This is a genomic window from Arsukibacterium sp. (assembly GCF_033721375.1).
Taxonomy (GTDB): domain Bacteria; phylum Pseudomonadota; class Gammaproteobacteria; order Enterobacterales; family Alteromonadaceae; genus Alishewanella.
In genome coordinates, this window is record NZ_JAWWAP010000007.1 from 135,913 (window position 1) to 149,016 (window position 13,104).

12 protein-coding genes are annotated in these 13,104 nt (G+C 46.6%); 4 read left to right on the forward strand and 8 right to left on the reverse strand.

The genetic code is table 11. The annotated features are described in order from the left end of the window. Nucleotides 1-12: 12 nt before the first annotated feature. Nucleotides 13-813, forward strand: coding sequence for a THxN family PEP-CTERM protein (locus R3187_RS12300; protein ID WP_318967350.1), 801 nt, complete (start codon nucleotides 13-15; stop codon nucleotides 811-813). A gap of 41 nt (nucleotides 814-854) precedes the next feature. Here the strand turns inward: R3187_RS12300 and R3187_RS12305 are convergent, their stop codons facing one another. The 3 genes from R3187_RS12305 to R3187_RS12315 all read right to left on the reverse strand — a co-directional run bounded on the left by R3187_RS12305 (nucleotide 855) and on the right by R3187_RS12315 (nucleotide 4,450). Then, on the reverse strand, nucleotides 855-2,537 hold the full coding sequence (locus R3187_RS12305) for an FAD-binding oxidoreductase (protein WP_318967351.1): 1,683 nt from the start codon (nucleotides 2,535-2,537) through the stop codon (nucleotides 855-857). Beyond that, nucleotides 2,534-3,400, reverse strand: coding sequence for a PEP-CTERM/exosortase system-associated acyltransferase (locus tag R3187_RS12310; protein ID WP_318967352.1), 867 nt, complete (start codon nucleotides 3,398-3,400; stop codon nucleotides 2,534-2,536). The genes R3187_RS12305 and R3187_RS12310 overlap by 4 nt, the downstream gene beginning before the upstream one ends. Before the next feature lie 222 nt (nucleotides 3,401-3,622). Next, entirely contained in the window at nucleotides 3,623-4,450 is an 828-nt protein-coding gene (locus tag R3187_RS12315) for a patatin-like phospholipase family protein (protein WP_318967353.1), read from the reverse strand. A gap of 161 nt (nucleotides 4,451-4,611) precedes the next feature. Between R3187_RS12315 and R3187_RS12320 the strand changes: the two genes are divergently transcribed. The 3 genes from R3187_RS12320 to prsR are packed head-to-tail and all read left to right on the forward strand — an operon-like array spanning nucleotide 4,612 to nucleotide 8,790. After that, entirely contained in the window at nucleotides 4,612-5,343 is a 732-nt protein-coding gene (locus tag R3187_RS12320; protein ID WP_318967354.1) for a serine protease, read from the forward strand. Nucleotides 5,344-5,357: 14 nt separating this feature from the next. After that, nucleotides 5,358-7,430 (forward strand): XrtA/PEP-CTERM system histidine kinase PrsK, encoded by a 2,073-nt coding sequence (prsK, locus tag R3187_RS12325; RefSeq protein ID WP_318967355.1) that lies wholly within the window; start codon nucleotides 5,358-5,360, stop codon nucleotides 7,428-7,430. A 1-nt stretch (nucleotide 7,431) separates the two neighbouring features. After that, nucleotides 7,432-8,790 carry a PEP-CTERM-box response regulator transcription factor gene (gene prsR / locus R3187_RS12330; protein ID WP_318967356.1) on the forward strand — a complete coding sequence of 453 codons (1,359 nt, stop codon included), beginning with the start codon at nucleotides 7,432-7,434 and terminating at the stop codon, nucleotides 8,788-8,790. A 118-nt stretch (nucleotides 8,791-8,908) separates the two neighbouring features. On the opposite strand, the gene R3187_RS12335 is transcribed toward prsR, so the two are convergent. From R3187_RS12335 to R3187_RS12355, 5 genes are read right to left on the reverse strand one after another with little or no spacing between them, the layout of a single operon-like run. Next, nucleotides 8,909-10,174 carry a tetratricopeptide repeat protein gene (locus R3187_RS12335; protein ID WP_318967357.1) on the reverse strand — a complete coding sequence of 422 codons (1,266 nt, stop codon included), beginning with the start codon at nucleotides 10,172-10,174 and terminating at the stop codon, nucleotides 8,909-8,911. A 2-nt stretch (nucleotides 10,175-10,176) separates the two neighbouring features. Then, nucleotides 10,177-10,791 (reverse strand): energy transducer TonB, encoded by a 615-nt coding sequence (locus tag R3187_RS12340; protein ID WP_318967358.1) that lies wholly within the window; start codon nucleotides 10,789-10,791, stop codon nucleotides 10,177-10,179. 2 nt (nucleotides 10,792-10,793) lie between these two features. Next, the gene (locus R3187_RS12345; RefSeq protein ID WP_097111182.1) at nucleotides 10,794-11,198 is read right to left on the reverse strand and encodes an ExbD/TolR family protein; all 405 of its coding nucleotides are present in this window, start codon (nucleotides 11,196-11,198) and stop codon (nucleotides 10,794-10,796) included. Nucleotides 11,199-11,209: 11 nt separating this feature from the next. Further along, nucleotides 11,210-11,737 (reverse strand): MotA/TolQ/ExbB proton channel family protein, encoded by a 528-nt coding sequence (locus tag R3187_RS12350; protein ID WP_318967359.1) that lies wholly within the window; start codon nucleotides 11,735-11,737, stop codon nucleotides 11,210-11,212. Then, the gene (locus R3187_RS12355; RefSeq protein ID WP_318967360.1) at nucleotides 11,737-13,104 is read right to left on the reverse strand and encodes a MotA/TolQ/ExbB proton channel family protein; all 1,368 of its coding nucleotides are present in this window, start codon (nucleotides 13,102-13,104) and stop codon (nucleotides 11,737-11,739) included. The genes R3187_RS12350 and R3187_RS12355 overlap by 1 nt, the downstream gene beginning before the upstream one ends.

A 13,104-nucleotide genomic window follows, 5' to 3' on the forward strand; every position in this document is an offset into this window, starting at 1 on the left:
AAGGAGATGTATATGAACAAATTTTGTAAGGGTATGCTGGCAGGTACAGCTTTACTAATTGCCCCTGTAACACAAGCAGCAGTAATTGAGTGGGCATATACTGTAACAACAGAATGGACATCGGCTACATTCACTAACGGTGGTGCAAACGCAAATGCCATCGAAAATAATTCGCTAGTTAGCTGGGGTAGTGCGAGCGGTGACCACACCATGCTTGGACAGGGAGCTGCCGATTCACGTAGTGCATTAGAAATTACAGCTTCAACTGTTTCAGGCAATGTTTTTACCAATGATTTAATGCCTGAATCAACCAACACTATCACACATTTCAATAACACACTGGCTAGTAGTTTCGATACGTTAACAGGTGCAAATTTGAGAACGACTTTAAACTTGACGCCTGTAAACCCGGTCGGCCCCGCATTACCATCATTAATGACCGACTTTACTATTGATTTTATCGAAACAAATAACTTTTTAGCTTGTACCTTTCCAAGCAGTTCATTTTGCGACGATATTTTTATTCTTCAGGTAGGTGCGCTGAATTCGTCTTTCAATTACGAAGGCGTCAACTATTTCGTAAATATTGTTGAATTAACTGGTAATTTGCGTCTGCTACCGGATAGAACATGTGCTACTGCAGGTGTCGCAAACGGATGTTTTGGTTTTACAACCAGAGAAAATGCGATTACTCCGGCAAACTTTGGCTTCATTATTACTGCGGCAATACCTGAACCGGCAACTTTAGGTATATTTGGGTTAGGTCTGTTAGGTTTAAGCGTGTTTGGCCGTCGCCGTCAAATTAAAAAGTAATTAAGTGTTAAGTTAGAAAAAACCTCCGGAAGGAGGTTTTTTTATGGCTGCAAATCAGACCCCGGGGTTTGATATCCCGGCTGATAGCGACCAGGGCTGATAATATTATCCGGATCTAGTGCCTGTTTAATCTTGTTACTTATTTGCCAGAATGGCTGGTCTGCTTTAAGCAAGCTGGCTTGTTGCGCCAGGTTAAGCCGGTATGGCACCCAGCCCTGCTTCAAGCCTTCGCTGACTAACTCGTCAAGGCAGGCCTTTGCCTGTGCTACAGCTTCCGGATCTGCCAGATTAAAGACAATTGGAATAGTACTGTCTACTGTATCGTGCTTTAAACTGGTAAAGGTGATCATCGGTTCAATACCGTACTTTGGACAAATCGCTCTGACATGGCCGATAAAACGGCGCATGGCTTCGCTTCTCATCGGCACTAACGGCGCATACCAGAGTAAACCGCAACCATCAGCTGCAGGGTTCAGCGGCTGGTTTGTTGTCGGTTGTACCCGGGGATTACGCCAATATGCCAGCGGCAGCGCGACCTGATTCGGATAACCACGCATTATTGCAATACCGCCATCCAGCGAGCTTAACATTTTGCGTGGTTTGCTAAGCACAGCTGCTGGCATTAACTGCAGCAGGCTGCGACCAATATTGATTAGCCAGCTGTCTGAGAAGATCATTTTACTGCACTGGCCGCCGGTAAAGCGTTTTACTTCAGCCCGGGCCGCTTTCACCACAGATTTCTGGCCGTACAGGGTGCCGGCAATGGTCCAGGCAGGGATATCATAGTCTTTGGCTAACCTGGCAACCTGCTGGTTAGTCATTACCTGATGAGCCGCAGGCCCATTGGGGTTAGGTGCCATCATCGCCGTTACCCGGCGCTGGTCCATAATATTAACGGATCCCACTACCCCTTCCAGCTTCTGTAAGATGGTAAAAGCGATTTGCTGCGCCTGTTCAAACTGATGCTCACTGGCAAACTGCAGGTAGAAGGCACTGAAAGCCTCCGGTTCGGCTTTTAGTCTGAGGCTTATTTCTGTAACCACGGCCAGATTGCTTTGAGTCCATAAGCCATCAAGATAAGGCCCCAGCCCGTATTTATAGGTTTTATCTATAAAGTCATCGTCACTGCTATCAAGCTCAGCCACCGCTGAACGAAAGCGGGTGCCGTCTGCCAGGTAGCCTCTGATACTGTTAACCGCAGCGAAGTGATCCGGATATGGGGTAATGCCATAACCGCGCTCCAGGGCATTACCTAAAATGCTGCAGCCTGGCCCTGCGCCAGTTACCGGCACCATAAATTTCAGTTGATGATGATTAAGATAATCGCGCAGATCCTGTTGCGTCACACCGGGCTCCACCGTAAAAATACCCAGTGTTTCATCGTCACACTTAATGGCATTTAATCGGGAGAGATCAAGAATAACGGCTTGGTGGTTATTGGCACGGGCAGTGGCATAACCCCAATTCCGACCTGTGCTGATTGGGTGAATAACAAAGGGTACTTTGGTATTTCTGTGATCAGACGCCAGTTTAAGCACCGTCAGAATATCCTGCTGGCTGCCAATACTAACGACGATGCTGGTCTGAGCCTGACTGCCTTCACAATTCTGCTGATAGGCTGCCAGTTCTGCTGCACTGGTTAAAATACGGCTGGCTGTGCTCAGGTTAGCAGCAAGTAAGTCAGCTACCGCATCAGCAGAGTCATTTGCCGACGTGGTATTCAATAGTTAACCCCCAGTTTTCCGTTGAAATTAATACCAAAACGATTGTCACCATCGCCCCTGTCCTGCTCAAATAAATCCCGCTCTATTGACTGGAGCAAGCGGGTAAAACCCGACGAAATACTGGTTCTGAACATATCTGAATTTATGTAATAAGCTGCCCGTTTACCATGATATTCAATGGGATTGCCCAGTTGTTTAAAGTTGATGCCGATAAAACTTAAACTTCGCGCTAATCGGGGTTCCATCATTACATAGCCGTGAAAACGGTTGGAGTGAAAGCCCATCGCTGCGGCCGCCATATATAAACATATCGCAATATAGGGGAAACAACGTAACTCACTTTCTGAGTAGTCTTTCTCATTAAAGGCGCCTGTGGCTGCCCCTTTAAACTTATCAATTGCCCGCTTCCGGAAATTTTCAGGTACCGCTAACCGGGAAATCTCGCAGATTGTTTCCCGCGGAAAATTCCATGGCGCAAAATCATTGTTGTCTATGGCGTGCGAACAGTATTTTTCGATGGGCAGCAGTTCATCATCTTTGGCGGACGTAATAAGACGGACAGTGCCTGCCAGAGCGTTTGAATTCAGATGTCGGATAAAACAATGAATTGAGCGCTCATCAAACTCGTCAAATTCCTCATAGCCTTCTTTAATATCTTCAAAATGTAATTCTTCACAATAAACCTGATGCCGCAGCCGGTATACCTCATGTCTGAGCGCTTCGGTATTGGCTATCTGGGGCCGCAAATATTTGGAAAAATGTGCTGAGATGGTTTTAGCGTCATTACTGGCCAGGCCAGCCATAGCTTTTTTGACCACACCACCAATAATGGGTTTATCTGCCAGAGATTTTAGCCGTCTCATAGACCCCTCTTATAGCTGTTTTTAATATCCATATCACTACGCATTTCCTGAGTTGACGCCCTGCTGGCTGCCAGCGGATATAACTAAAATTAGCTGCTGTTTGCTATGTACCCGGATATCAGTCAAGTGTAGATGATCCTGCCGTAATGTTTAATATAAACGCCAATAATGTTCTGCTGTCAGATTAGCACTTTTCCCGGCTAACGGTTGATTATTAATCTGTTACTTAAATAATTCTGCCAGTTTCACCGGCACAATTTCAGCAGCAGTCTGATAGCCGATATCATATAACCATTGCTTCTGGGCCAGCGTCATATCAAAGTTAACCGAAGATATCAGGCCGGTATTAACCACAATGGTATTATGCCAATACTCAGCATGGACATATTCACGCGAGATTGCGTTCATAAAGGTTTGAATTAACATATAGATATATGACAGTACCGGAAAAAAACGGCTGGTAACCACCGGCTTGCTGTCAGCCTCACTTTTTAGCCGGAAACAAACCAGCGGCAAGCCCTGCCCCGACCAATCCCGGTGCAGCGCATCCTCAGATAAAATAACACCGTCTGTCATAACATGATGTTTAAAGCGTTTAAATGCAAAGAATAACGGAATGGACATTGAAAAACGGATAGCCTGTGACACTTTTAGATCAGGGGTCAGCTGACGATTAAAGATCACCGGGCCACCACCTTGGATATCGGTAGCCAGCACGTGTAAGTCTATCGGCAAATCGGCAAAACATTTGCCCTCGAGTAGCTGGTCGAGCCACGACTCAAAGGCATTGCCGTCACTTAGCCCCCCTAAGCGAACGAGCTTGGTCAGTGACATACCACGAAACTGTCGGAAATCAGTGGTCATTGCTAACTCATGCATCTGGCTTAAACTCCAGCCCGCTGCATATAAAGCGGCAACAATACTGCCACCGGAGACACCAACCAGATGGCTGAACGTCAGCCCTTGTTCCTGCAACGCTTTCAGAATGCCGATATAACAAGCTAATCGTGTGCCACCGCCAGATAATATTGGCACGATTTCCTTTGGCATCTGCATCCTTATCAGCGTAATTAAACATTCTGCTTCAGTATGGGCCAATATCAGTAAGTTTCCAGCAGCGAGTAGAGCAATTTGTAAACAAATACGCTAGTATGTCAGGGTTCACTAAGGAAAGGGAAAGTACTATTGCTATGGTTAAGCATTTTTATCTTTTGAGCATCCTCTTATTATTTAATTTTCCAGCCCAATCAACTGAACTTATTGAAACGCTGAAAAAAATTAAACCCTCTGTGGTCGCAATTGGTATTGCCAACCCAACGGCTTCGCCGCGGATCAGACTGATTGGCAGTGGCTTTGTGGTGAGCCCGGGCAATCGGGTTGTCACCAACTACCATGTCATCGCCAACCCGCTGGATGAAAGCAAACTCGAACAATACGTGGTTCTGTCGGGCCAGGGCACGGTATTTAAAGTTCATCCGATACAACAACAAAAGCATGCGCCCGCTGTTGATTTAGCCCTGCTTACCATCGCCGGACAGTTGCCGGCACTTAACGTAAGCCAGGCCCCGTTAATCGAAGAAGGCTCAGCCATCGCCTTTACCGGCTTTCCGATAACTCAGGTGCTGGGGCTGTATCCAGCTACCCATAGCGGCATTATCGCCGCACAGACACCTATTGCTATTCCGGCAGTGAATGCCCGCAACCTGCAAGCTGCGATGTTGCGGCAACTTGATGAGCCCTATCTGGTATATCAACTGGATGCTGTGGCCTACCCTGGTAACAGCGGTAGCCCGCTCTACCGTCCTGACAGCGGTGAAGTCATCGGTATTATTAACCAGGTTTATATTAAATCCAGCAGAGAGGCGGTGCTAAGTGACCCTAGTGGCATCAGCTATGCCATTCCAAGCCGGCATCTGCTTGAACTAATGCAGCAGCCAGACTGAGCAGGCTATCATCAATGGATAACTTACTTAGCTTTGGTCTTGATAAAATAGGCTTTATCCTGGCTGCAGTGGCTTACCTTTTTTTCTTTGGCTTATTGCTTACTACTCAGGTACGTAACAATCCAAAGTATTTATTGTTAGCGCTGTCTGTAACCAGTTTTTGCTGGGCAGGCTATTACAGCTGGTCAGCAGCACTGCCCTTTACCACACCCGGCTCGCATATTATTGAAAATAGCAAAAATGCCATGCTGTTGTTATTTCTGCTGGCTGCACTGAGTTCCGCCGGAAAAACGCTAAGCCAGTTTTTCCGGTTGCCGCATGTTTACGGTCTATTAATAGCAATCAGCGGCTGGACCCTTGTCTCAGCCAGTTCGCTGCTCAGTGCCAGCAATGTTTTCACCGGAAATCTTGCCATTTGTATTTTACAACTCGCCCTGCTAGAAGCACTGTATCGCCGCTCAGGCGACGCGAAGTGGCAATATAAACCACTGGTGCTCGCGCTGACAGTGACTACGCTGTACGACTTTGCTCTGTTGGCAGAGTCCGCCTTATTTGGCCGTATCGACGATCAAATCTGGTTTGCCCGGGGCTATGTCTACTGTGCAATGCTGCCATTGATGGTGATCGCTGTGCGCCGGATTAAGGCCTGGGGCATAAATGTCTACATCTCCCGGGACATTGTATTGCAAAGTTCGCTGGTGCTGGGTGCCGGCGTTTATCTGTGCTTGTTAGCTGTTACCGGCTTTTACATTCGCTATTTTGGCGGCGACTGGTCAAATTTAATTCAGGCAACATTTCTGATCCTTGGAATTGCGACCCTGGTATTGTTAATGCTGTCAGGCGCTTTAAGAAGAAAACTCAAGGTATTTATAGAAAAACACTTCTTCGCTAATAAATTCGATTACCGGGAGAAATGGCTGCTGCTTACCCGCACCCTGCAAAAAATTGATATAACCCAGGCCGATGATCATTACAAAAGTCTGCTGCAGGCCTGGCTAGACAGTATTGGCTACAGCCGCGGCGCAATAATCAGGTTTAAAGCAACCAGTATCAATACTCTGGCCTTGCTGCAACGCCCGCAGCTAACTGCCGATGAACATGAGTTAATCAGTGCCTACCAACAGCACTTTGCCAATCGCAGCTGGCTGTTGGACTTGTCGGATAATACTGATCCATTTGTCCAGCAAAACGCTGCTACCAAACTGTTGGATATTCAACTGATTATCCCCATTCACACTAAAGGAAAACTCTGGGGGCTTTGCCTGATGAACGCCCCGAAAGTCAACAGGCTAACATTAAACTGGGAGCTCAGAGACTACCTTGGCCTGGTTTCCGAGCAGATTTCCAGTCAGCTGCTACTAATGCAAGCCAGCCAGACCTTGAGTGAAAATGCCCAGTTTATCGCCTTTAGCAGAATGTCAGCCTTCGTTGTCCATGATCTGAAAAACGTAAAAGCACAAATAGATCTGATACTGAAAAATGCAGACAAACACCGGAATAATCCTGAGTTTATTGATGATAGTTTCAGCACCCTGGCTGCAATGCAACAACGCTTGCAAAAAATGCTGAGTCAACTGACCAACAAAAGACCTGACCAGCAAACAAACAGCTATGTATCTGTCGGTCAGCTGGTGCAGGATGTCATTGTTAATCGCTGTGCCGTCCGAAAACCTGTTCCCACCCTGCATATTGAAAAAGACTGCAGCATTTTTATCGACAAGGACCGTTTTAGCAGTGTGTTGTTTCACCTTATCGATAATGCCCAGCATGCCACAGAGAGTAATGGCAAAGTCACAGTTACCGTGACAGAAAACAACGGCTTGTTGCAACTGACTATTGCCGATACCGGCTGCGGTATGAGTGAAGAGTTTATTCAGAACCGGTTATTTAAAGCGTTCGATTCAACTAAAGGCAATGCCGGCATGGGTATTGGTGCGCACGACGCACTGCATTTTGTCGAGCAACAAGCTGGTCAGCTTACTGTCAGCAGTTTACCCGGACAGGGCTCTACATTTACGCTGCAACTTCCGTTAAAATCGTCGCTTAGCTTTGCTGAGCAGACAGAAACAGCAATACAAGGAACGTAATATGAAAACTGTACTGGTCGTTGAAGACGACATTGGTATTCAGAAGCAATTAAAATGGAGTCTGAGCGACTACGAACTGATATTTGCTGATGATAAAGCCAGCGCTATGACCCAGCTCAGACGGCACGAACCTGCTGTAGTCACACTCGATTTGGGCTTGCCACCTGATCCGGCTAACGCCTCTGAGGGCCTGGCCTGCCTGGCAGAAATTTTATCTGTACAACCAGATTGTAAAGTGATTGTCCTGACCGGCAATACAGACAACGAACATGCTCTGAAAGCTGTTGCGTTGGGTGCCTACGATTATTATCAGAAACCAATTGATGCCGATGTGCTGAATATCATTATACAGCGTGCTTTTAAACTGACTGAACTTGAGCAGGAAAACCGGGCATTAAAGGCCAGTAGCAGCGCCCAGTTAGATATTATTGGCAACAGCGATGCCATGATTAAAGCGTGTAGAACAGTCGAAAAAATAGCACCTACCGAAATTACCACCCTGCTACTGGGTGAAAGTGGCACTGGTAAAGAAGTGTTCGCGCGGGCTATTCATAAGCAAAGCCCGCGTGCCAATAAACCCTTCGTTGCCATTAACTGTGCGTCAATACCAGAAAACCTGCTGGAAAGTGAGCTGTTCGGCTATGAAAAAGGTGCTTTTACCGGTGCCAACAAAACTACCTTAGGCAAAATTGAATGTGCTAATGGTGGCACGTTATTATTGGATGAAATTGGCGATATGCCTTTAAGTTTGCAGGCAAAAATGTTGCGGTTTCTGCAGGAGCGGGTAATAGAACGAATTGGCGGGCGCCAGGAAATCGAAGCCGATGTCAGAGTGATATGTGCCACTCATCGCAATCTGGCTGAAATGGTCGCAGATCAGACATTCCGCGAAGATCTGTATTATCGGATCAGTGAAATTACCCTGACAATTCCACCACTGCGTGAGCGGGGTCACGATATCATTATCATTGCCAAAGCGTTATTGCACAGGTTTAACAAGGAATATCATTCGCAGATCCATGGCTTCACCGACCATGCAATTCAGGCGATGTTACAGCATAGCTGGCCCGGCAATATCCGTGAGCTGCAAAACAAATTAAAATCAGCCGTTATTCTGGTCGATAATAAACTTATAGATGCGGCTGATCTCGGTCTGAATGGCAATGGCCACAAAAAGCTCGATACCCTGCGAAAGGTCAGAGAGCAGGCTGAGACCCAGGCCATTCGCCATGCTTATGCTGTTGCGAACACCAACCTTTCCAAAACTGCAGACTTACTGGGAATTACCCGGCCCACTTTATATGCACTGATTGATAAGTACCGTTTACATGACTTAAGGCATACCGACACCGAGCATTAATCACGGCGCTTAGCCAGCACGGACTGAGGTAAGTCATTTTTAACACAGCAAAGCACAGCCACAATGTTCAGCCAAAAAAAAGCCCGCATTAAGCGGGCTTTTTTTATAAGTGCTGTAATTAAAGGCTGATACCTTTTGTTTTAGCACGGTCTCTTATGTAAGAGTCCCAACTGCGAACCTGACGTGCCGCTGCGGGATCTTTTTTCGCTTCCTGCAGCGCAGCATAGGCTTCTTTCAGTTTACCCTGATAAAAGTAAGCTTCCAGAATATTCAGATGAATACTACCAGAGCGGTCTGCATCTCTGCTTAACGCAGCATTAAACGCAGTAATGGCATCCTGATAACGCTGAATAGACATTAACGCCATACCTTGCCGGCGATAAGCATCTGCTTCGTTGGTCATTTTAGCAAGTTCACCATAGTAGTCAGCTGCTTTGCTGAACTCGCGGGCCGCCTGAAAATTAGAAGCAATTGCAGTTAACATGGTCTTATCTTTTTTGATCTGACCACTCTTCATATACTTCTCATAAATCGTTGCGGCTTTATATGGAATATTATTATTCGCATACATCTGACCTAACGCTTTAAACTCAGACTCTTTCTCAAGATACCCTTGGGAATGAGCAATCTGAAATGCACTCAGCGATTTACTGTAGTCTTCCACCAGGGTGTAAAAGTTACCCAGATATATCCAGTAAGTTTTTTCCTGAGGAAACAACTGCACCATGGTTTCTACAGTTGCTACCGTCTCCGGATATCGCTTCAGCTCGTACAAGGCACCCATTTTCATTAAATAATGATTTTTATTAGGCTCTTGCGAAAAGCGAATTGCACTTTCAGCTGCAGGAATAACCTTGTCATACTCACCCAGTTGAAAATGGGCATTAGCTATCCGCAGATAAGCATCAGGGTCATTCTCACCGGTAAAGCGCATCCATCGACGGTAACTTTCAATAGCAACCTTAAAACGGCCTTCCTGAATTTGCAGGTCAGCTAAAATTTTAAGAGCAGCAGCCTGGTCGTTAAACCCCAGAACATCGGGTTTTACTGCCAGTTCCAGATACTTTATTGCCTGTGGTATATCTTTGAAAGCATAGAGGTTACCGAGAAACCGGTTTAAAAATGCTTTATCGAATTCACCACTCGGATCAGCATCAATTAAAACAGCAATCGCCTCATCAACTTTCTCTTCGTTGTATAACTCAAGCGCTTTAGTGATAACCCGACCTACCCGCTCACCAGGTAACTGGGTTTTAGCGTTTTTGCGCGCTTCTATCCTTTCACGGTCAGCTGCGGTCAAATCCTGAGCCGCTGCCGGTAGTGAAAAAATACTGAAGCTCGCTGCTAACACTAAACTGGAAGTTAATAACGTTAATTTGTTCATAGTTAACCTCCGGCCATGTCTAGGGTAAAGTCTAACTGTACCTGCTGACCTGGCTGTTGCTGTGGTTTACCGTCAACAACTTTAGGGCTGTACTTCCAACGGCGTAGTGCACGAATTGCTTCACGGTCAAAAACCCGACGCGGTTCAGCTTCGATAACTTCGACATTGTCGACACTGCCATCTTCCATAATAGTGAAGCTTAACCGTACCCAGCCTTGTAAGCCGTCACGGGCAGCTTGCACCGGGTAACGCGGTTCAATCCGCACTATCGGTGTTGCATCACCATCACGTAACAACGAGCCTGGGTTATTCAGGCCAACATTTGCCCCAAGATCCATACCTGGCATGTTAAAACCAACCGCACCAGCGGTGTTGGTTTGCTCAGGCTCGGGCTGTGGCGTCTTTGGCGGCTCAGCCGGTGGTGGTGGCGGTGGTGGCGGTGGTGGCCGCCGCACCTGTGTATCTGAATCAGGCGGCGTAGTGTTGATTTCAACAACAATACGCTCTTGCTCAGGCGCCCGACGTTCGCCGCTGCCTTTAATAAGCAACGCCATAATCAGAAACAACAGAAACGTTACCACTGCACCGATGATTAACGATGTTAGGAAACGCATCATAACTAGTTTTTCTCCCCGGCAATGGTAATTATAAGCGACTGGTCAGCAGCTTTAACCTGATCCATTACTTCCATTACTACACCGTGCTTAGCGCCAACATCTGCCTGCAGAATAATAGTATCTGTAGGGGATTCAGCTCTTAAACGCTCAATGTTGGCAGAAACCCGCTCAATATCAACCATCCGCTTATCCATCCATACTTCACCATTCTCACGAATAGCGATAAAGATAGTCGCTGACGGCTTTTGCTGTGCCTGGGTTGCTTCCGGCTTGTTTACATCGATACCCGCCTCTTTTACGAAAGAAGTAGTTACGATGAAGAATATCAACATAATGAAAACGATATCCATCATCGGCGTGATGTCGATTGCCGCTTCCTCGTCTTCACGAATACGTTTACGTGCCATAAAATTCTCTCTTAATGATGCGGTAAGCTGTCAACGAGATCTGCTTTTTCCCGTTTCACTTTCACTTCCAGCCGCGAACTGAAAAACAATCCCGATAACGCTGCAACCATACCCGCCATTGTCGGAATTGTTGCCATCGATATACCGGCCGCCATTGTACGTGGGTTACCAGTACCTTGGGTTGCCATGATATCGAACACCGCTATCATGCCGGTTACTGTGCCAAGCAAACCAACCAGTGGACACATCGCAACCAGAGTTTTTATCAGTAACATCCGCTGATCAAGGTCATTTGTCGCCTCAGAAATCCAGGTATCACGGATTTTATGGGCATACCAGGACGTGGTATCTGCTCTGGCATCCCATCTGGCAATAATATCCCGTTTAATTTTAGGAAATACTGCCGATACGTACCAGTAGCGCTCTAACATCAAAAACCACATGATGAAGAGAACCACGGCAACAACGTATAACACGTTGCCACCGGTATGAATAAAATCCTGTACCGATTCCCACAGCTCAATTAGCTGGGTCATCATCAGGCGTTCTCCTTCTCCGCATGAGCAGCAACAATACCTGCGCTTTGCTCATCTAACACGTGTAAAATCGATTTTGCTTTAGCTTGCACAATGCTGTGAACAAACAGTAATGGTAAAGCTGCAATCAGACCCAGAGCGGTTGTTACCAGCGCCAGCGAGATTGAACCTGCCATCAGTTTCGGGTCACCGGTTCCGTACAGAGTAATTTGCTGGAACGTCAGAATCATACCGATAACAGTACCTAACAGACCCATAAGCGGAGCAACAGCTGCAAACAACTTAATTAAACCAATACCACGGTCAATTTTTGGCGTTTCACGCAGAATGGCTTCATCCAGTTTCAGTTCAAGGTTTTCAACGTCAGCAGAGCGGTTCTGATGATACACATTCAGAATACGGCCCAGTGGGTTGCTGTCTGATGGGCTGGCCAGGTTTTTCAGCTGTGAACGCATTTTGCCGCCAACCATGGTTAATACCAGGAAGCGCTCAAGCGCAATCAGTAAACCGATAAACAGTAATACAGTGATCAGGTAACCTACAGTACCACCCTGGTGGTAGTATTCCATTAAGGTGCTACGCTGCTGATTTAAGCGCAGTAAGCTGTTGCCTTTAGTCGGGTCAACATATAAACCTGCCAACTCACCTTTTGCGGCATTATGATATGCAGCAACTGATTCGTGAATTTTCGCTTGTGGCTGACGGCCCAATGGCTGAATTTGGTCAGTATCAACGTTACGAATTAAGTACTGCTCATCAGTAGTCAGGTGGAAAGCACCAAAACGGGTAACCCGCTCAGTTGAACTGCCGCCATCTAACTTAACCACTTCAGCATCAAATTTAGAAATTTTTGCTGATTCAGTCATTTCAGTCAGCATGGCAACCCACAGGTCCTCCATCTGACTTAATGTTGGTAATTCAGTCGCAGCAGCAATAGCACGCAGCGGTTCTTCACGACCCGGGTACTGAGCACTGATCAGTGAACTGGTGATAACACCAATTGTCTGGTTAGCCGCCTGACGGACCACACCAAACACTTCACCCATGGTACCCTGAGCACTTTCCAGCTCCTGGATTTTCTGAGCGATTAAGATGTCGTTATCAGAATATGCTTTCGCCAGGCGTTTACCGCGAGCTTCTTCATCGGCAAATTCTTTTTTAGCGGTGTTCAGCATCGCTTGTTTATCAGAACGTTCAGCCAGGAATTCGCGCTCACGTTGCTGATTCATGCGGCCTTCAACAGCGCGCTCTTTCTTAATTTGCTCTAGTAGCTGGTCAAGCTGCTCAGTGTTAGCTGCAGCGTTAAATGCCACCGATGCCGACAACGTTACGGCAGCAGCAACAACTAAAGTTTTAATAGCCTTTCTCAT